Source organism: Moorena sp. SIO4A1, assembly GCF_010672065.1.
Classification (GTDB): domain Bacteria; phylum Cyanobacteriota; class Cyanobacteriia; order Cyanobacteriales; family Coleofasciculaceae; genus Moorena.
This window is the reverse complement of sequence record NZ_JAAHHX010000071.1, coordinates 1-18,880: the sequence shown is the minus strand read 5'-3', so window position 1 is coordinate 18,880 and position 18,880 is coordinate 1. Positions and strand designations below refer to the sequence as shown.

The following is an 18,880-nucleotide window of genomic DNA, read 5'->3' as shown; positions in this document are numbered from 1 at the left end:
AATATCGCTCAAATAAAGGAGATTGTATACGATGGCTATTTCAGATGCGCAAGTTATCGGAGCTCTATTACTGGCTTTGCTTCCGGGATTTCTAGCATTCCGGCTGTCTACCGAACTTTACAAATAGTGCTGGGAAGCTCAAAGCCTTGCTCCTAAGCGGCTCGGATCTAGAGCGGACGAAGGATAAACAAAATAGTTTCAGTGACACCACCGATAATCTAGGATTATCGGTGGTGTCACTGAAACCAATTAATAAATCGCGAAGCCTCATTAAAGCTAGTGAAATCCATGGGGAGATGGAAAAAAGGGGAAGAACCTTGCGCTTCTCAGTCGTTAATTAAAAACAGGGGTTTAACCCCCCAGTTAGTTTATCAATAGTATCGTTTGATCGGTCAGCACTACCAAATACCGCAATTGATCGCTTTTTGACGGGTTTCCGCGATCCAAATTTCCCAGGAATCGCTGCAAACGTCAGTGTACCGGGGAACGTTAATAGATATTTCCGATATTATAACCAATAATTCTGAATTATTCTCCTGACTGGAAGGTCGTTTCCCTTGGATTGGAGTCAACACCAGGAAATTTATGTGTCAAACTCACGTTATCGAAACGAGGGAGTTTGAGGGAGCTATAAAACCTCGTCGGACATCATGACGAGTGTTCGCTGACGAACACGATGTCATAGGGCGAGGAGACATGGACTCCCTCAAGCCAATTGAGGGGTTCGATGCCCCGATAATTGGCAAATCTCTTAAATCTTTACACAACATTATAACCCATGTAAGCTATAATAATCTGGCCATGCTAACAATGACCTACGAGTACAAACTAGAACCAACTGCCGAACAGATTAAATCTATCGAGCAAACCCTAGATATTTGTCGTTCTGTCTGGAATTTTGCGCTCAGACAGCGTAAAGATTGGTGCGCATCTCGTAAGTCACCTATTAATGCTTGTTCGATTCAATGCGAGTACATCATTTCTGCCGACGAACCATTTCCGAATTACCATAAGCAAGCCAAGCAATTAACTCAAGCCAAGAAACTCTATCCTCATCTGAAAACAGTTCACTCTCAAGTACTACAACAAACCCTAAGAACTTTAGATAGAGCTTGGGAGGATATGAAAGCCAGAGGTTTTGGTTGGCCTCGCTTTAAGAAGAAGTATCGGATGCGGTCGTTTGTCTTTCCACAGTTAGGAAAAGACCCAATTAGAAATGATGGGATTAAGTTCCCAAAACTGGGATGGGTGAAATGGCGACAGTCAAGACCTATTCCCAATGGGTTTGAAGTCAAGCAAGCGAGGATAGTTAGAAAAGCATCTGGTTACTTTGTGATGCTGTCACTACAGCTAAATGTCAATGTCTCTAGTCCCATGCCTCACGGTCATCCTAGAGGTTTGGACTTGGGGTTTGACAAGTTTGTAGCTACCAGTGATGGTGAAGAGATTAAGCGACCTCGATTTCTGATCACCCTACAGCGCAAGCTGAAATTGCTGCAACGTAGGCTAAAGAATAAGCAAAAAGAGTCAAATAATAGACACAAGCTAAACCAGAAAATAGCTAGACTGCATCAACGTATATCAGACACTCGTAAAGACTGGCATTTTAAATTGGCTCATCATGTTTGTGATGGTGCAGGGATGATATTTGTTGAAGATATCAATTTTGTCAGTTGGGCTAGGGGTATGCTCTCAAAAGCATCGGCTGACGCGGGTTTTGGGCAATTCGTGGAGATCCTACACTGGGTATGCTGGAAAACCGATACCTATTTTGCCAAGGTAGATAAAAATGGTACTTCTCAGACTTGTCCTAACTGTGGCGCACACACAGGTAAAAAAACCTTAGATATGAGAATTCACGTCTGTAGTGAGTGTGGATATACTACGACACGGGATGTGGCAGCTAGCCAAGAAATCAGAAACCGTGGAATCTCTGCGCTAGGGCATAGCGTATCAGAAAATGTCTGTGGACTGGAAGCGACGGGGAGTATTGGTCACGATACTCTAGTTGGCACGGGTCGAAGCAGAAAACCTAATTCGCGAGATTTAGGAATCCCCTTCCTCAAAGTAACTGAGCTAAGCTCAGTTACTTTGAGGAAGGGGAGGATGTCAAGCTAAGCTCTTAGTCTATTTGGGGACTTGATTGTTCCAGAAAGACTATTCTTTCGCTAAATTATCTGGCTAAATAAAAGGTGCATACTAAAAACTCTATCTTAATCAACCCAATAATAAACCCAAGGGCGCTGGTGTGCCAGCGTGGCATTGTAAACGGAAATGAACGCAATCCAAACCCCTCACTCAACTCGGGTACCATCAAAACCTCGCCGAAGAGTTCCTCGAATCAAGCACCGTCCGCAGCGACAGTCTTACGGGGCAGTTGCTGGTGAAACTACGGCTAAGTTACTTGTTAACCTAGTTCTCTGTGCCGCTGCGATTACCGCACTAATGGAACTATTGCCTTATCATCTCTCACAGCAAGCCAAGTTGCGAGAAGTCAAACGAGAGGTGAAGCGAACTGAAAGACGAGTGAATAACTTGCGCCGTGAATTCAGTCGCTCTTTTGACCCCAGGCAAGCCCAGAAAGTAATGCGAGAGCAAAGCTTACGACGTGATCCGAATCAGGTTCAGGTCGTCTGGCAAGATCCAGACTGAGGGCCAGACTGAGGGCATGGAAATTAGTTATACTTCCGGTGGGCATAAACTGAGCTAAAGGTAATCGGTCCAGCTTGCTCGGTGCGTTCGCGTAGCGTGGCCTACGGCCAAACGCGCCCCGCGTCTCCTAGGTCGAATCGCTCTTTGGGAGGCAAGAGCTCATCACTAACCCCTTCAAGCTCTCAGTGGCTTAAGCAAATCATTGATCCAATTTTCCACTTTCTCGCGCAAGGAATCAGAAGAACCGGACTTGGGCAGCCACTTCAGAGCCTTTTGATAGTCGCTGATGGCACAGTTCCAGTCACCCCTGAGATGGTAAGTACGCCCTCTCTGGGCATAGACATGGTCTTCCAGGCATCCTAGCATTAGAGCCATGTCAAGGTTTTCTAGGGCTAAATCGTACAATCCCAATTCCCGGAAGGTGATCCCTTGGTTAATCCAGGTGCGGATATTTCCCGGATTGATATCAATAGCTTGCTCGTAGTCGGTGAGGGCTTCAGCCAGTTGCCCAACTGATGCATAATAATTAGCGCGATTGTTGTAAGCACTGTCCAATGTTGGATCAATTCGCAGTGCCTGATTGTAATCAAATAGGGCTTTGTAGGGCTGACCACTTTGGAAATACAGCAATCCCCGATTGTTGTAGTCTAATGCACTGGTGGGATTGAGATTAATCAACTGGGTTAACAATGCGATCGCACTGCTGTAATCCCCTTGTTTCACTTTCGAGTTTGCTAAGGTGCGCAGGCTTTTCACAGAGTGTATGTGGCTTTTTCTAGGCACTAGCTTCACTGGTGCTAAATGCCTGTGGTTTTTAGGGGACATTGGGAACCACTGTCGATTTTGGTTTTGCCGATTTAGAAAAGTAGGAGCATTCATATTTGCCTCAACCTCATTTGCAGCCTATCTAGATTCAACCTTACGGCTAACAGCACCCAGCTGGTTGGTCTTAATGTGTCACTTATTCATGCGTCTTTGGTGTACCCAAGAAAACCATCCAGATTGTCCCTCGGACTTGGGACTCTTCTTTGAAGACTACAGCAGTAATATGACAGTTTCCTGAAAGACGAATTAATTTTGTGGGGATTATTTTATAGAGGGGCTGGGAGTGGACACTTTTGGGAAGATGCACAATTCCCTAGGGGTTTGGGGTTTGGGGTTTGGGGTTTGGTTGTCATTACTGAAATGCAGCTATAGCAGAAAGCGGATAGATGTGTTCAAAATAGTATAGTTACTATTCCATAGCATCCACTCTCAGGAGGAAATCCTGTGCCATCCCTTCCACCTTCAATTCCACCTGTGTCTTCGCCCCCAACCAACCCATGGCTGCGAATGGTAGGGATGTGGCTAGCAGTTGCCGTAATTGGTGCAGGGCTAGGTTGGTCATATCAAGAATGGCAAAGTTATCGAAATACACTATTACGCTTAGAAGAGATTCAGAAGCACCGATCAGAACGGGAATATGAAGAATGCATCAATAAAGCCACGACTATTCCTGAAAAGTCGCCTATATATCAACAGACTCAGCTTATTTTCGATGAGTGTGCCCAGAAACTATTTGGCAAAGCTAAGATACTAGCTGCAGCGAACCAATTTAAAGACGCAATTATCGAGGCCAATAAGCTGACCCCAGATAGTGTTCCTTACCAAGAGGCACAACAGATAATTAATCAGTGGTCTAAGAGCCTATTTCAGAAAGCTACCAAGCTGTATCAGGAACAAGGGAAGCTCAATGAAGCCATTGCTCTAACTCAAGTCATCCCTGAAACTACTCTGATTCGTCAAAAATTACCGGAGACCATTGCCCAATGGAAACAAGAGTGGGCTGTGAATGTATCGATTCGCAAACAAGCACTTCAAGCCCTGGAGGCAGGTCAATGGCAACAGGCTAAGCAAAACGCTAGGAGGGTGACCACTAGCTATTGGCAAAAGAAAGTTGAACCAATTATAGACAGGGCAGATGCTAAAATTTCTACCATAGAAGCCCACAAAGAAGCTCAACGAGTCAGACGACAAGCCCAGCAAGAGGCTCAACGAGTCAGACGACAAGCCCAGCAAGAGGCTCAACGCATAGCCAGAGAAAAAGCACAACAACAAGCTCAGGAGCAGGATCGACGTAGACAGCAATGCATTAAGCTGGTAACCAAATACACTGAAGAGAATGAGTGGGCTCTCAAAGAGTATGAAAGGTTAAGATGTGATGATTTTCCCCATGAGCTATTTTAACTAAGCCATCGGGTTGTTCTTATCCTAGAAACTAGGTCCATTGGATGGGCTTGATGAGGCATTAAGTACCAGAACTTAACCCAACATCTAACACCTCAGACCTAACACCTGACACATCATACCTCATACCTCACACCTCATACCAAGTTGCGGTCAAACGTACAACTTTCTCTTCCCCCAATCTCCCAATTTCCCTATCTCCTCATATTCCCCTCCTGGGAGGCAGGGCTGTTTCAAAGAAAAATAAGTTAACGAGAAAAGGAGATAGGGGGATAGGGGGATAGGGGGATAGGGAAATAGCTCAAAATTTTCCTACAAATCCCCAAATTTAGTCATTAAAATCTGACTAATTAGCCGGCTTCAATCAACTCAAATGACTAACAATTCGTGATTCGGCTTTTGAGTATGGTTAGATAAATTTGGCCAAAATCACGACTATTCGCGCTCCTTTTCTCCCCATCTCCCCATCTCCCCATCTCCCCATCTATTTTTGGCCAGAATGAAACAGCCCTACCTCCTGGGAGGGGTTAGGGGTGGGTCCCTATCTCCCTATCTCCCTATCCAACCAATCTACTATCTTTGAATGCAACTCGGTATCATATCATGTCGGGTTAAATGCCCCTGATTCAGCCACTTTCACCTCAGGCCACCAATAAGATAATGTCAACCCCAGCCATCAACTCCTGCTGTTGGAGTAATTGAAGACATCGGCGCTCGACCCAGATGCGACGTCAGCCCTTACAAAAAATCAACGATGCTGAAAGCCCCGTGTCTAATGGAGTTCTTCATAATCGCTAATTACCATCACTCTTCTGATAGCTGAATAAGAATGAAACAGCCCTGCTTCTAGGCATGGGGAGTGTCAATTGAAAGACTAGTAGTTGAGTCCCCGTTTTTGATAACGATACTTAGCCACAATCGGATAAACAATATTACGTAGCCGGTTGAGAGCTCCCACAGGACGATGAACCACTAAGCCATTCCACGGGGAAAATCGCAGGTTTTCAGCAGAGTCGTATTGTTGGTCAAAATCGATGATCTGATGCTTGACAGTGAGGCGACCAACGGTAAAAAATGGTGACTTCTTCTCACTCCAACGAATTGTGACATCATCGATGGACATTTTCGGGTTGGTTTGGAATTGGATACCAAAGTCCCAGCAATAAAGAGCATCGGTTTTTGATAGTTGTTCGATCAGCTCGTCTCGATAGTAATTGTCCGGTTTGCTTCCATCCAATCCCAGAGCCTTAGCGCGATTGATGAAGGGAAGTTTGGGAATACCTGGTCGGGACTGATATCCCATCCTTTGATGGGGAGGCTGGCATGAAACAGGGGTGAAGGCGTATTTGATCACAGCGGGATAGTCAACAGGAACTAAGCCCGGTTGAGACTGCTCAAAATCTGGTTTGAGTCCAAGGGCATAAGCAGAACCACTCCAATACCGTTCCGTTAATAAACTCTTTGGGGTTCGAGCTGTTACTTTAGCTAGGGCTAGCAATTGCCTGGGATGACTCCTGAGCCACTTCTGGGCAGCTTTTTCTGAGTCAACTATGGAGCCAAAAAATTCCTAATAATATTTGATGGTTTTGATAAAAAAGATCTTAGCATTTTGAACAATAATATCTTGAGTATTTGGCTCGTAGCTTTGTTCAAAGCTTTCTCCTTCCACACCAATCACTTTCACAGACATTGAGCGTGTGTCTGAGACATAGTCGTTTTCAACATTTGTTCGCCCATTGGCAAATCGCAGCTGAACAGGATATTGTTTCGGTGTCGCAAAAAGTCCTTGCTTGAGGGAAATCCCATTAAGTTGCTCTTGAGTAAGCCGAGTTCGTTTTGCCAGTTCACTCTTAATGCTCTGTTCATCAAAATCAAAAATTTCTAGGTTTCCCTCCACCGAGGCGTGGGTTTTGGCATGGGTGTCTCGCAAAGCCCGTTCCTGATCCTTGTAAAGCTTATCCATCTGAATCCTGACTTGCTCTGCTACAAGGTCGTAATAGTTTTGTTCGTCCTTTTCGGGATATTCTGTAAATAGCTTCATGGTTATTTTTTAGATAAAAATTTTGAGGAATTGGTTTTGATAAACACTCCTTGAGGATACCAGTGGGTTTGAGCGGGTACTGTCAAATTAAGTGAGCAGATAGCTGGCGATTGAGACTGAAATTTTACTTAAATAAATGGTGATTTATCAATCAGAGAGCTGGAATTTTTACTTTAATTTTTCTTTGACAATACCCGATGCCTTGCTTACGGATTGTCAAATGTTACTTTATAGCTTTTATCCGGCTGTTGAGTATTGCGGTTTACCACATCTGAGAGAGTATTTGTGTTTTGTATTACTTCCCAACCGACCGGGGAAAAGGTTTCTTCGTTGAAGATATTTTCTGCCAACAGGGGATTAGTCAATGCTTGGGAAAACGCATCAATTGCTATCAGTCGGTTAACCAGGGGAGCTACTGCTGCATTTGGTGGCACATCCTCGGCATAGAGTCCCACATAGAATTCAATATTGTTGACATCACCGTATAACCGTTTTAGTTCCCTTTGAGTATCTTCATCCGCCGTGATCTGATCGAAATCCGTCACCCGGGGAAACTTAGACATTTCCCGGTAATCATTATAGCTGGCCAGTTGAGCTTGACGACCTAAGTCGATACTTGCCAATTCAACAGGTATCAGGAATTCTGCCGTGTTGAACAAACCAATTTTGGTGCCTGGTTGGGAACAGGTCTCCTCAAACAATGGTCCCAAGCCTTTATTGATCAGCATCTCATTATTCCAGAGGCTATCCACCATCGGAATTTGCTTGCTGTCATAGGTCAGAGTCTCCGGAAGGGCACTGTGCCAACGATATACCAAATTAAATTCCACTGTAAACCAATTCTGGCGATACCACTTCTGATTGGTAAACGCTGGAGGATCGACAATGAAATTGAAGTAATAGGAGGTAATATGATTAACATACTCTTCCAGCACAATTTTCATGATTACCACCATCACGATGTTTCTGGCTGTTTGGAAGAGTCGCTCGTCATCCCAATCGGGATAATGCTTAGCCAGTAAATCACACAGGCGATTGTGTTCCCTCAGACACAGAACATTAAGCATTACATAGCCAATTTGGACATTGGCTCGTTCTACACCCATAGCAAATAGTTTTGCTTTCTTGGCTGGGTCGAGTCGCTTCTCATCATTGAGCGGTTCATACAACCCGTCAAACTCTGGTTTAACCACTCCGTTTTCTGGATCGTCGTAATAGAAGAGGGGATATTCTTCACCATTGATGATCTGGCTTTTCAGTTTCCCGCCTTGATTGGATCTCAGCATGTCTGTAGATTTTATGTTCAACCCATAGACGGGAGATAAATCGATGCCGTGGTTTGAGGTATTCTTTAATTTATTGTAGTGATCAGTGCGCAAAAAGCCATCGGTAAACCACTGCACCCAATAGGGAAACAGCAGGGTAGACTTCTCGGAATAGATGGTTTTCCCCTCTTTTTTGCGAAACAAAACAGCAAGGTCTTCGAGAGGAGGAAGGTTACCTGCTTTGTTGAATTCTGGATCGGGGGGTAAATGTCGTCCGCTCCAGGTTCGGTCTGTTAATGAGTCCCAAGAAGTATAGGGTGCGATCGCGCTTAACTTATGGGGACGAGTGGGAATTTTGTAGACGACATTGTTAATCATTGTTTTGTTGGCTTGACGTCTTAGATAGTCGTTGCTTTGAATAAACTCCCAAATCCCCTTGAACTTGTTTAAAGCAAAGTTTTATAACCGGTTCCTAAATCCGTCTCTAGATGTATTCCTTTTTTTTGTCATCGAACTAGTTCCCTTTTGGATATATAGCCTTTACAAATAGGTCATGAAAAACTATGCCTATTTCTGATAACGACAAAAATTCCTCGCGTCAGCTGTCAGCCGTCAGCTGTCAGCCGTGAGCTAAAAGCTCACGCTACGCGAACAGATTATTTTATTCAAAAGCACCGATCTAGTAGTGAGCGCTATGGGCATAAACTGTTCCCTTAGCCTGGCCACATGCCTGGGCCAAAGGCCACGCTAAGCGAATGGCTGATAGCTGATAGCTCATAGCTGTTGGCGTAGCCTGCGCGTAGCGCATATGCTTAGATTTCAGTTCCCTTTTGATTATCACCAATAAACTAATTCTTTGACAGTACCCTTGAGGGTACTTTGATAAGACTCGTTAGTGATTAGATTTGATCTAATTAAAATTTAGGTAAAATGTATTAACAGTAAATAAATAATAGGGCAGAAGTAGTTTTCGAGATGTAAGGCTTTGTGTCTAGGTTAAGTAGAATCGGTAATAGTGACTACTAACTGATGACTAATTACTGGGGGGGTGACATACAAGCTAAAATCCTTACTGGGTAATAAATTCAGCCCCAAGCCGAGGTCTACATCCCCTGGCTTATCCTGGAATTATAGTAAGCATTCAGGTGGGTGAGAAGGGGGGTTTACAGAGGAGAATAGGATAGGATGAAAGTTCTGATATTGACACTCCCCGGTCTAAAGATGCGGGGAGTTTCAAAGTGTTCTATCTAAATCTTATCCACAGTTTCAAAGGATTCTGAACCGAGTGGACTGGGCTTCCAGCCTTGAATATTGGCTCGCTTACCTAAAAGCGGTTGGGAGTGGACAATGGGAATGCGCACGGCTTCTTCAAATAAAATTTTATCCACTTGGCGATAGATTCTTGCCCTAGCATCCTTGTCTTGGGTCTTACGACCGGTTTCCAATAGCCGTAGGATTTGGTTATTCTTCCAACGTCCAAGGTCAGCGGTAGCATTAGGTCCGAAGTGGGAATAGTAGAAGTTATCTGGGTCGCCATATTCCCCAGTCCAACCCAATATAAACCCTTGGAAACCAGGAGACTTTTGTCGGTCTTTGAGATAATCTTTCCAGGGTTTGGTTTTTAAAGTAACCTTGATGCCAATCTTACCCAAGTCATCAGCTATGGCTTGGGCGATCGCTTTCGGATCAGGATAGTAGGGGCGGGATATTTTCATATACCAGAGTTCCAGGTCAAAGCCTTTGGGGTAGCCAGCTTCCCTCAGCAGTTGCTTGGCTAGCTGTGGATCATATTTATAGCTACCAAAATTGGGTGACTCAGACCAATCGAGGAGGGGTGGGGTGAAGTGAGCATCACTCTCTCCTAAACCCTGCCAATTTTTTTCGACAATCTTTTGGTGATTAATTCCTAATGCGATCGCAATCCGTACCTTTTGTTTAGAAAGGGGTTTGTAGTTGGTATTGAGGGATAGATATCCGACATTGAAGGAGGGACGGAAAATAGATTTGAGCTTAGCCTCACCAACTAAATTTTCTAATTGCTTAGGAACTAGGTCTGACGTGAAGTCAATCTCTCCAGATTTCAACATGGTCAGCCGCTTCGCAATATCCGGGATGAACCGCACGATTACCTTTTCTGCTTTAGGTAGGTTTGGTTTCCAGTAGTTTGGGCTCTTTTCTAGGATAATTTCCTTGCCATTACGCCACTCTTTGAATTTAAAGGGACCTGTCCCTACCGCTAGAGATGACTCACGACCATACTTAGAACCTGCTTTCTTGATGGCGGTTGGGCTAGCGATACCAAAGTAGCCTGACCCAATCATCGCTGGAAAAATGCTTAAGGGCTGTTTCAGGACAAATTGAATTGTATACTTATCTTTGATGACTATCTGTTGTAATAGGGATTTCGAGTTTCCCTTGAAGCCACCAAATAAATCAGCCCAAATTTGATACTTTCTGTCTTTATCGCGATAGCCATATTTGTTTTCCGGGTCCCACCAACGCTCGACATTGAACTTAACTGCTTCAGCATCGAAATCAGTCCCGTCATGAAACTTGACCCCTTGGCGCAGTTTAAATGTCCAAACTCTGCTATTGCGAGACGCTTCCCAATCAGTAGCTAATCCCGGTTCCAGTTCTATCGTTCCCAGCTTGTATTCCACTAGGCGATTGTAAATTTGTTTCTGGACAACTAGGGATTCCCGGTCGCTGATATTACCCGGTTCTAGGTTTTCTGGTTGTCCCACTGCTCCGTAAACGATTGTCCTTCCCTTGGAATCCTTAGAAGGTTTAGTTGGGGAAGGAGTTGGAGTTGGAGTTGGAGTTGGAGTTGGAGTAGGGCTGGGAGTAGGACTAGGGCTGGGAGTAGGACTAGGGCTGGGACTAGGGCTGGGAGTAGGGCTGGGAGTAGGACTCTCAGAAACAGTAGGAGTAGGACTGGGAGGGGTATTTGTCCCAATCCAATTAGAAGGGCTAACGCAGTTAGAGAGAACTATAGTTAGGACAAAAGCCACAAGCAACAGTATGGGTCGCCATCGCCTCATTGATAAAACTCCTTTATATTGCGGCTCTTGCCAGGAATTGGTAACTAATAGTCATTAGTCATTTGTGATTAGTTTTTATTGACAGGACTTACCCTTGCTTCTGTTCCTCAACCCTAATTGTAGGGGAGCAATGGTTACGTCATCACTATATGTAGCGCAACTGCTTAAGTCCTTATTGATTTATGTTGATTTGAATACATCTCCGATTATAAAAATAATTTCCGAACTTTTAGGCGTTAATTGTGTTTTTTCAGTGTTTTGGGTTATCAAAAAAGTGGTCAAACCCAAATTAACCAAAAAGTTGGAAGCCAGAACTTTGAGCAGGGGGACCCTGGCTTCCCGCTACCTATCACTAAAGACACCATAACTATGGTAAAACCTATACCTGCCCCGCGTCCCCTCACTCCCTAACTAAGGCAGGGCGCTAACTGATCCAAGGCTACAGTCAGTGTCCAATGGCTATGACTCCGCAACAGTTCTACAGCAAATGGGAAGTGACCCATCAGGTTCTTGCTTGTATATGTTCCCGTTCTAACACCAAACACCAAACACCTAACACCAAACACCTAACACCAAACACCTAAGACTTAACACTTAATACCTAACACTTAATACCTAACACTTAACACCTAATTTTTATGAGAAAATGTTAAAAAAATCAATCGAAATTTCATTTGTATAGGACTAAAACCTATAGTATGACGATCGCATAGCCTGTAGGAGCGCTTAAGCGCACTTGGCAATTGCCCCTAATTTTGTGTCCATGACCCCTCATAAAAACAGGGTGTATTTAGCATATCCCATCAGTAAAACTTATGGGATAGGGTCTTGACTCTGGAGCAGTTATTATGGTTAACTGCTCACAGTTAAGTACGAGGGTAGCAGCGGGCACGGTTTGTCCTACTCCTAGACGGAGATAGGTTCATTTATAATTTCGCTTGTAATTTGTAATAAGTCGTATGTTAGGTCTGTATGGAGTAAGCATATGGATGGTGCTTCTGGCAGCAAAAGGCTAATTGGTAATCACACCCATCAAGAGGATGCATTGAACTCAAGCGTAAACTCAAATGCGATCGCAAAATCAAGCTCTATTCTGGACTTGATTTCCTCAAATTCAGATCAAGTCAGGGTATTTGCCTTCGATATCCGAAGCCAACCCCACTTTCAGGGCAAGAATACACTTGAACCTTGGGCGTCACGAGCCTTAGCTGTAGCTGGTTCAGAGGATGTCGTGATCATTCCTGGCAATCTGGATGCAGAGTACTACGACTGGCTGAAAAATCTTGGCTTAGGACCCCAGAAAGTCTTTGCCTTCAACCGTGAAAATGAACCAGCACTGCTCTCAGAGCTGATAATGCAAAAAGCGGATGAAGTTAGAGCATTTCTTGCATCAATTGGAAAACCCTTGGTGTTTGTTCCTTATTATTCGGCAGATGTAGATAAACAGGCGGCGTCAACCATTGATGCCGTTTTTTTTGGCTGTGATCAGTCTATTACCTTAAAGTATTTTGACAAGTCCACCTTCAAGGACCTGTGTCAGTCTCTTGGTATTCCCACAGTACCAGGAACTATCCTGAGTAAATCATCAGACTCTGAGGATTTTGAGACAGAACTGCGACAGGAAATCTTAGGTTGGCTTAGGGATTATGAGACGTTAATGATCCGGGGCGCACAAGGGTCTGTAGGCTCATCACTTTATAAAGTTAACAGGAGTAACCTCGACACTGAGATGCCAAAAATGCTGGCATCGGGAGAGAGTTGTTTTTTAATTGAGCCATTCCTCAAAGTCATTACATCCCCCAATGACCAGTGGATGATTGGGAGCAATGGAGAAATTGCTCATCTGGGCATAACATGCCAGCTGTTTAATGGGTTACAACATATCGGTAACGTGAAAGGAAAACCCTATTCAAAAAGGATAGAAGGGTTAATTCGCGATTACTCCTTCAAAATAGCCCAGCACATGCGAGATGATGGCTATCTTGGCATCTTAGGCATCGATTATATTGTCACAGATCAAGGAATATTTCCCATCGAAAACAACGCCCGACTGAACGGATCGTCCTTTGCATTTTTCATTCTTGACAATTTGTTTGGTTCTAGTGACTACGATGGATGCTGGAAGGTGTTGAGACTTAAAATAGAACCTTGTAGTTTTAGCACCCTAAGGGAAAAGATTGGTTCCTTAATCTACCAGGGTAATGGTAATCCGAATTTTGTCTTTCCTTATGAATTTGATACCTTAGGAACTCAAGGGGATGTCACTCTATTAATTGTAGCTGAGGATTTACATCACCTGGAATACGTTGAGAAAGAGCTATTATCTAAACTAGAGATAGCAGCTCTTAATTGAACTAAGGATTGATATAAAGAAGATACGGCAATCATCAGATTAATTTATCCATTTACAGGGGAAATGGTAAACCTAGGCATATCAATTAGGTATGTAAAGTTAACCTAGGCTTTTTCCCTTTTATTTTTTATTCTTGATTTTACATTAATTAAATAAAACAGATGATTATAGTGATTCATAATCTAAACCAAATCAATATCCACATTATCAATAGCCCAGTTATCGAATCCAGAACCACTATGGTTAAGCTGTAGCCAGCGGAACTGAGTAGCACTAGTTATAGCATCGGTGTCAATGCTCTCAGTAATAGTTTTCCAACTGATGTAGTCTTCTGTGTCATACAAACCCAGTCTTATCCAAGAGATACCGCTATCAATGGAATATTCAAGAGCGAGATCTTCCCCAGAATCTGCATTCTCCCCTCCATTATTACTATTACCAATGATATTACCAATGATTAGGTCAAAGGAAATAGTACCGCCATGAGAAACATCTAGGGCTTGGGTAATAGCATAACGGGAGTTATCTTCTGCAGAACCGCCATCAAACCAAAGGGAGTTGCCATCGCCACCAAAGTTGGTATTAACTTGACCATTGCTAATTTATGCCCATTTATTATAAAAACCGTAGAATCGGCCATATCCACCACTCCTATACTCAAGGTAAACGTGCCAGCTGTTGTAAACTCGTAAGTAAATGTTGTGTAGCCAGTCTGTGAATTAAAATAAGTCGTGGAGGCGACAAAGTCACTATTTGTATCTGCTAGTTCCAACAGGTCCCCTGAGGATATAGAGACAAAGGCAAAATCGTTATATAGCTATAATAAACGCTATATTTTATTTAGCCAGGATAGGATTAGGCATGTTCGGATTGGTTATTAGCATTAGTACTAATCATAGTTTAAAGTTTAGGTAAAGTAGCTGGTATAATCTTGGTATACTCAAACAAGTCAACGGTCGATAATGGGATGTCTAGAAGCCTCACTATTATCAAGCTTGGGTTTTGGTAACTTTAAAATTAGTAATTTTGATTACTCCTAAGCCATTACCCATTACCCATTACCCATTACCCATTAGTCTGTAGTAATAAGTTTTTTTATGCATGCTCTATCAATTCCAACTTGGATTATTCACATTTCCAGTGTTATCGAGTGGATTGCTGCAATTTGGTTAATCTGGACCTATGGTGAAATTACTGGCAATCGTGCATGGTGGGCATTGTCTTTTGCTATGTTACCAGCATTGGTCAGTGCTATGTGTGCTATCACCTGGCACTTTTTTGACAACCAACAATCCCTGGAGTGGATGGTAACACTCCAAGCAGCGATGACGGTTGTAGGTAACTGTACCCTTTGTGGAGCAGCTTGGTGGATTTGGCGTTCAGCGTAGGGTTGCTACCAATGCCAGGGATAAGTTTTACGGTAATCACTCAGCTTAAGCGCTACTTGAGATGCTACTTGAGGTGCTATCAGCTATCAGCTATCAGCTGACGGCTGACGGCTGACAGCTAACGGCTGACGTTTTCCGAATCATTTTGACAAGCATTTTTCCTTATCTTCAGATGATTTCTAAAGACACATTATTTGCTATTTCCCTATTTCCTTACCTAGGATTCTTATGGTTTCTCACTCGTTCTGGACAAACACCCCGTTTAGCGCTAATCGGATTTTACGTCCTCTTGGTGTTTGTTTTTGTTACCATCCCAGCTGGGATTTATTCCAAGGTAGCTTATCAGGAAGCATTAGCTGATGTGGATTGGCTACATGGTAGTGCTGAGTTTTTTTTAACCCTGTCCAATACTTTAGTAGTACTGGGCTTCCGACAAGCAATTATGGAACATATAGCAAAGGGAACAGGGAGTAGGGAGTAGGGAGTAGGGAGTAGGGAAGATGGCCTCAAAAATATCTGTTCGTAGATAGGGCAATATATTATTATAGATAAAAGACCGACTGCTGACCACGATAATGAGCTACTGTCTCAATCCCACTTGCCCCAATCCCCAAAATCGAGAAGGAACTAAATTTTGCATTGCCTGTGGCTCGAAGTTGCTGCTCAAAGAGCGATACCGAGGGATTAAACCTATAGGTCAAGGTGGATTCGGTAAAACCTTCTTGGCTGTGGACGAAGATAAACCTTCCAAACCTCCCTGCGTCATCAAGCAGTTTTTTCCCCAAGCCCAGGGAACTAACACGGTTCAAAAAGCAGCTGAGTTATTCACCCTGGAAGCGGTACGGCTGGATGAGTTGGGCAAACATCCTCAAATTCCGGAACTGCTGGCGTATTTTTGTCAAGATAGCCAACAGTATTTGGTGCAAGAGTTTATCGATGGACAAAACTTAGTCCAAGAACTGGCCAGTCGGGGTGGATTTAATGAAGCACAAATTCGGGCGCTACTGGATGATTTGCTGCCATTGCTGCAATTTGTTCATCAACATCATGTCATCCACCGGGACATCAAGCCAGAAAACATTATTCGCCGCAGGAGTTTAAGGTCTTCGGTTGTCGGGGGAGCAACCCAGGTCCCAGGTCAACTGGTTCTAGTTGATTTTGGAGCATCGAAAGCTGCTACTGGCACTAGTCTAGGCAAAACTGGGACAGCGATTGGCTCATTTGGTTATGTATCACCAGAGCAAAGTATTGGTAGAGCAGTTTTTGCCAGTGATATCTATAGTCTTGGTATCACTTGTATTCATTTGTTGACCAATAGGCACCCCTGTGATTTATTTGATGTCAGGGAGGGTGTCTGGATTTGGCGCAACGTTTTGAGTCATCCTATTAGTGATCAGCTTGGTCGCATCTTAGACAAGATGATAGCAGGGGCTATTAACCGACGTTATCAATCAGCGGCTGAGGTAAGTAAAGAGTTGCATCTTAAGACAACTCCCCCAACACCTTTAAGGCAACAAAAACCAGTTACACCGATAAAACCTACTGTACCATCAAAGCCTGCAGTCGGGGGATTGAATAAAAGGATTGCTCAAGAATTAGAAGAATTGAAGTCTGAAATTATGGGTAATCCGACCCCTAACTCAAAACATCCAACTCTTGGCTCTAAGGTTGCTGGTTCTAGCAGTTTACCGAAAACTAAAACTAAACTTGATCGGGAATTGGAGGAGATTCAATCTGAGTTTATTGGCTCTTCTAATCCTCAGCAAAATCCTGGTTCAGGTTGATAAAGAAGGGAGTAGGGAGTAGGGAGTAGGGAGTAGGGAACAGGGAGCAGGGAGCAGGGAGCAGGGAGTAGGGAACAGGGAAAAGGGAATAGGGAATAGTAAAAAAGAGCTCCGAAGAGTTTTTGATGTTATTATAAATCAGCAAGATTGTTCATGAACTATTTGTAAATGCTATAGTTTTAGTAGCTTGCTGAGAAGAGAAGAGCAAAGACTCAACTCCTTACTCAACTCTTGATGACTGGAGCAGTACGGGCATCAAATCCGCTAGCTTTGAGAGCATTAACCGTTACTTGGTCATTTTGCACCCAGTATTTAGAATCAAAACGGACAAATTGATACTGCTGGGGTGTAGGAATAGTTGCCAGTACGGGGACTTTTGCCTGACGTTTTTTACCGGAATGTTTTTGCAGAATCGATTTTAATTGGTTAAGGTTGTTTGTCGTAACTTGCTTAGGGGTAAGTTCTACTACTACTGTTCGTAAAGTTTCAATTAGCTCAGCATCCTCAATAATCAGCTGAATTTTTTCATCTCGCTCATCCACCTTTGCCCAAATAATTAAACGGGAATCGGCTTGCAGTAATGAACTAATTTTTTCGTAAGTTTTCGGGAATACAACTCCTTCAGCTTGACCGGTCAGATCTTCTATCTGCACAAAGGCCATGCGTTGATTATTTGTTTTGGTGAGGTGAGGCTTAACTTCAGTGAGCATCACAATAGCACTCAAAGTTGTCCCCTTCTTTTGGTCTCCTAACTCGGCCAAACTGACAGGAGAAAGCACTTGAGCTACTGGACGGGCTGATTTTAAAGGATGGTCAGATACATAAAAGCCAAGCAATTCTTTTTCCCAATTTAATTTTTCTTGGCGTGAAAAATCAGAAACTGCTGGAGCGGTCGGAGCAGATTCCCAAGCATTATTGTTCTGATCTTGCTCAGAATTAGTGTTGCCAAACATATCAAAAATGTTCAGCTGACCACTTTCTCGGTCTTTGGCACGGTCTTGCCCCCAACTAATCACTGGGTCGAGGTCTTTGATAAGTTGCTGGCGGTTGGGCTGAATGCTATCAAAGGCACCACAGTAAATCAAAGCTTCCAAACCACGGCGGTTAAGGGTGCGCAAATCGACGCGATCGCATAAATCTGCCAAAGCCTTAAACTCACCACCAGTCTCCCGAGCCTTGAGAATACAATTAATTGCTCCGTGTCCCAAATTCCGGATTGCTGAAAACCCGAACAATATACTATTAGACATTGGGGTAAAATCAAAATCAGAACGATTGATATCTGGTGGCAAAATCTCAATCCCCATGGTTGAGCAAGTAGCAATATATTTCTGTATCTTGTCCGTGCTGTTACTACTCGCTGTCAGCAGCGCTGCCATATATTCAACTGGGTAATTCGCCTTGAGATAGGCAGTTTGATAGGTTACATAGCCATAGGCGGTCGAGTGGGATTTGTTGAAGCAATTGGAAGCGACAATACCGTTTGCCAAAATAAAGTTATGGTCGTCCTTGACACCAATATCATAGACAGGTTGAGTGCCTAAGGATTTGCGGCTGATGATTTTAACCATCCCATGAATTTCTCCTTTACTCTGTAGACAATTGGAGATTTAACCTCCACACAAACTATAGTTTTTTTTGTTCAGATAAACAAGGGGTTTACTGTCAATTTTGATAACACTTTTATTTCTGAATTGACGGTTGACTGTTAAGTGTTTGCTGTCCACAAATAACTGTCAACCGTCCACAAACAAGCAGTTATTTATTTACTTCTGATCTAATTCCTCCCCAGTATCAAAAATAATCATAAATTCGACATCAGGCATCAGCTGTCGGAGACTGCGCAGGTGACCCTCTGCATCTGAACGATTACGAAAGCGAGCAACAACCACTCGTTGCATTTTGGGTAATAACCGCACAATTACCCACGGACTAAGACGGTCGCGATAGGTCATAATGAAATTATCTGGGCGACCGAAGAAGGCGCTCAAGGAAGTGGAGGTTCCGTAACCTTCCTATAAGCTAGGGTTCAAGCAAAGTTCCTACCCGAAGGGGTACTACGAGATGGATATTCCGGCATTAGCTAGAATAATCCCGAATCGTTTTATCTCACAGCTAGAGGGTAATGCG

At 43.5% G+C, this 18,880-nt stretch carries 18 protein-coding genes and 1 pseudogene; 8 read left to right on the top strand and 11 right to left on the bottom strand.

The window, feature by feature from the left end:
• The first annotated feature begins 31 nt into the window (after nt 1-31).
• The 3 genes from psaM to F6K53_RS29765 all read left to right on the top strand — a co-directional run bounded on the left by psaM (nt 32) and on the right by F6K53_RS29765 (nt 2,652).
• The gene (gene psaM / locus F6K53_RS29775; protein WP_075900824.1) at nt 32-127 is read left to right on the top strand and encodes a photosystem I reaction center subunit XII; all 96 of its coding nucleotides are present in this window, start codon (nt 32-34) and stop codon (nt 125-127) included.
• A gap of 674 nt (nt 128-801) precedes the next feature.
• Nucleotides 802-2,118 (top strand): transposase, encoded by a 1,317-nt coding sequence (locus F6K53_RS29770; RefSeq protein ID WP_293070732.1) that lies wholly within the window; start codon nt 802-804, stop codon nt 2,116-2,118.
• A 156-nt stretch (nt 2,119-2,274) separates the two neighbouring features.
• Nucleotides 2,275-2,652 carry a hypothetical protein gene (locus tag F6K53_RS29765; RefSeq protein WP_293030052.1) on the top strand — a complete coding sequence of 126 codons (378 nt, stop codon included), beginning with the start codon at nt 2,275-2,277 and terminating at the stop codon, nt 2,650-2,652.
• A gap of 174 nt (nt 2,653-2,826) precedes the next feature.
• Here the strand turns inward: F6K53_RS29765 and F6K53_RS29760 are convergent, their stop codons facing one another.
• Entirely contained in the window at nt 2,827-3,531 is a 705-nt protein-coding gene (locus F6K53_RS29760; protein ID WP_293030049.1) for a tetratricopeptide repeat protein, read from the bottom strand.
• Nucleotides 3,532-3,921: 390 nt separating this feature from the next.
• Between F6K53_RS29760 and F6K53_RS29755 the strand changes: the two genes are divergently transcribed.
• Nucleotides 3,922-4,878: a hypothetical protein gene (locus F6K53_RS29755; protein WP_293030046.1), complete on the top strand. Its 957-nt coding sequence runs from the start codon at nt 3,922-3,924 to the stop codon at nt 4,876-4,878.
• A gap of 874 nt (nt 4,879-5,752) precedes the next feature.
• On the opposite strand, the gene F6K53_RS29750 is transcribed toward F6K53_RS29755, so the two are convergent.
• From F6K53_RS29750 to F6K53_RS29730, 5 genes are all read right to left on the bottom strand, one after another.
• Nucleotides 5,753-6,376: a catalase gene (locus tag F6K53_RS29750; protein ID WP_293070715.1), complete on the bottom strand. Its 624-nt coding sequence runs from the start codon at nt 6,374-6,376 to the stop codon at nt 5,753-5,755.
• A 69-nt stretch (nt 6,377-6,445) separates the two neighbouring features.
• Nucleotides 6,446-6,919, bottom strand: coding sequence for a hypothetical protein (locus F6K53_RS29745; RefSeq protein ID WP_293070714.1), 474 nt, complete (start codon nt 6,917-6,919; stop codon nt 6,446-6,448).
• Between the two features lie 206 nt (nt 6,920-7,125).
• Nucleotides 7,126-8,562, bottom strand: a complete 1,437-nt coding sequence (locus F6K53_RS29740; protein ID WP_293083159.1) for a peroxidase family protein — start codon at nt 8,560-8,562, stop codon at nt 7,126-7,128.
• Between the two features lie 301 nt (nt 8,563-8,863).
• Entirely contained in the window at nt 8,864-8,992 is a 129-nt protein-coding gene (locus F6K53_RS29735) for a hypothetical protein (RefSeq protein ID WP_293070711.1), read from the bottom strand.
• Nucleotides 8,993-9,431: 439 nt separating this feature from the next.
• Nucleotides 9,432-11,225 carry an ABC transporter substrate-binding protein gene (locus F6K53_RS29730; RefSeq protein WP_293070710.1) on the bottom strand — a complete coding sequence of 598 codons (1,794 nt, stop codon included), beginning with the start codon at nt 11,223-11,225 and terminating at the stop codon, nt 9,432-9,434.
• A 985-nt stretch (nt 11,226-12,210) separates the two neighbouring features.
• Here F6K53_RS29730 and F6K53_RS29725 point away from each other — a divergent pair.
• On the top strand, nt 12,211-13,578 hold the full coding sequence (locus F6K53_RS29725) for a hypothetical protein (RefSeq protein ID WP_293070709.1): 1,368 nt from the start codon (nt 12,211-12,213) through the stop codon (nt 13,576-13,578).
• A 182-nt stretch (nt 13,579-13,760) separates the two neighbouring features.
• Here the strand turns inward: F6K53_RS29725 and F6K53_RS46050 are convergent, their stop codons facing one another.
• Both F6K53_RS46050 and F6K53_RS29715 read right to left on the bottom strand, forming a co-directional pair.
• Nucleotides 13,761-14,180, bottom strand: coding sequence for a hypothetical protein (locus F6K53_RS46050; protein ID WP_364303794.1), 420 nt, complete (start codon nt 14,178-14,180; stop codon nt 13,761-13,763).
• Nucleotides 14,072-14,350 (bottom strand): hypothetical protein, encoded by a 279-nt coding sequence (locus tag F6K53_RS29715; RefSeq protein WP_293070708.1) that lies wholly within the window; start codon nt 14,348-14,350, stop codon nt 14,072-14,074. Before F6K53_RS29715 ends, F6K53_RS46050 begins: the two co-directional genes overlap by 109 nt.
• A 325-nt stretch (nt 14,351-14,675) precedes the next feature.
• Between F6K53_RS29715 and F6K53_RS29710 the strand changes: the two genes are divergently transcribed.
• The 3 genes and pseudogenes from F6K53_RS29710 to F6K53_RS29700 all read left to right on the top strand — a co-directional run.
• A complete protein-coding gene (locus F6K53_RS29710; RefSeq protein ID WP_008184715.1) occupies nt 14,676-14,966 on the top strand; it encodes a DUF2499 domain-containing protein in 291 nt (96 codons plus the stop codon).
• 172 nt (nt 14,967-15,138) lie between these two features.
• Nucleotides 15,139-15,447, top strand: a complete 309-nt coding sequence (locus tag F6K53_RS29705) for a DUF3593 domain-containing protein (RefSeq protein WP_293021741.1) — start codon at nt 15,139-15,141, stop codon at nt 15,445-15,447.
• Nucleotides 15,448-15,541: 94 nt separating this feature from the next.
• Nucleotides 15,542-16,447: pseudogene (locus F6K53_RS29700) on the top strand (serine/threonine-protein kinase); the annotation flags it as partial.
• A gap of 271 nt (nt 16,448-16,718) precedes the next feature.
• Here the strand turns inward: F6K53_RS29700 and F6K53_RS29695 are convergent.
• From F6K53_RS29695 to F6K53_RS29685, 3 genes are all read right to left on the bottom strand, one after another.
• The gene (locus tag F6K53_RS29695) at nt 16,719-16,895 is read right to left on the bottom strand and encodes a hypothetical protein (protein ID WP_293044544.1); all 177 of its coding nucleotides are present in this window, start codon (nt 16,893-16,895) and stop codon (nt 16,719-16,721) included.
• Between the two features lie 79 nt (nt 16,896-16,974).
• Nucleotides 16,975-18,321, bottom strand: a complete 1,347-nt coding sequence (locus F6K53_RS29690) for an OB-fold nucleic acid binding domain-containing protein (RefSeq protein ID WP_293083154.1) — start codon at nt 18,319-18,321, stop codon at nt 16,975-16,977.
• Nucleotides 18,322-18,516: 195 nt separating this feature from the next.
• Nucleotides 18,517-18,705: a hypothetical protein gene (locus F6K53_RS29685; protein ID WP_293070705.1), complete on the bottom strand. Its 189-nt coding sequence runs from the start codon at nt 18,703-18,705 to the stop codon at nt 18,517-18,519.
• Nucleotides 18,706-18,880 lie beyond the last annotated feature (175 nt).

Bases quoted from the DNA above. Each gene is read 5' to 3' on its own strand.
- psaM (WP_075900824.1), top strand. From the start codon at position 32: ATGGCTATTTCAGATGCGCAAGTTATCGGAGCTCTATTACTGGCTTTG.
- F6K53_RS29770 (WP_293070732.1), top strand. From the start codon at position 802: ATGCTAACAATGACCTACGAGTACAAACTAGAACCAACTGCCGAACAG.
- F6K53_RS29765 (WP_293030052.1), top strand. From the start codon at position 2,275: ATGAACGCAATCCAAACCCCTCACTCAACTCGGGTACCATCAAAACCT.
- F6K53_RS29760 (WP_293030049.1), bottom strand. From the start codon at position 3,531: ATGAATGCTCCTACTTTTCTAAATCGGCAAAACCAAAATCGACAGTGG.
- F6K53_RS29745 (WP_293070714.1), bottom strand. From the start codon at position 6,919: ATGAAGCTATTTACAGAATATCCCGAAAAGGACGAACAAAACTATTAC.
- F6K53_RS29740 (WP_293083159.1), bottom strand. From the start codon at position 8,562: ATGATTAACAATGTCGTCTACAAAATTCCCACTCGTCCCCATAAGTTA.
- F6K53_RS29735 (WP_293070711.1), bottom strand. From the start codon at position 8,992: ATGCGCTACGCGCAGGCTACGCCAACAGCTATGAGCTATCAGCTATCA.
- F6K53_RS29730 (WP_293070710.1), bottom strand. From the start codon at position 11,225: ATGAGGCGATGGCGACCCATACTGTTGCTTGTGGCTTTTGTCCTAACT.
- F6K53_RS29725 (WP_293070709.1), top strand. From the start codon at position 12,211: ATGGATGGTGCTTCTGGCAGCAAAAGGCTAATTGGTAATCACACCCAT.
- F6K53_RS29710 (WP_008184715.1), top strand. From the start codon at position 14,676: ATGCATGCTCTATCAATTCCAACTTGGATTATTCACATTTCCAGTGTT.
- F6K53_RS29705 (WP_293021741.1), top strand. From the start codon at position 15,139: ATGATTTCTAAAGACACATTATTTGCTATTTCCCTATTTCCTTACCTA.
- F6K53_RS29690 (WP_293083154.1), bottom strand. From the start codon at position 18,321: ATGGTTAAAATCATCAGCCGCAAATCCTTAGGCACTCAACCTGTCTAT.
- F6K53_RS29685 (WP_293070705.1), bottom strand. From the start codon at position 18,705: ATGACCTATCGCGACCGTCTTAGTCCGTGGGTAATTGTGCGGTTATTA.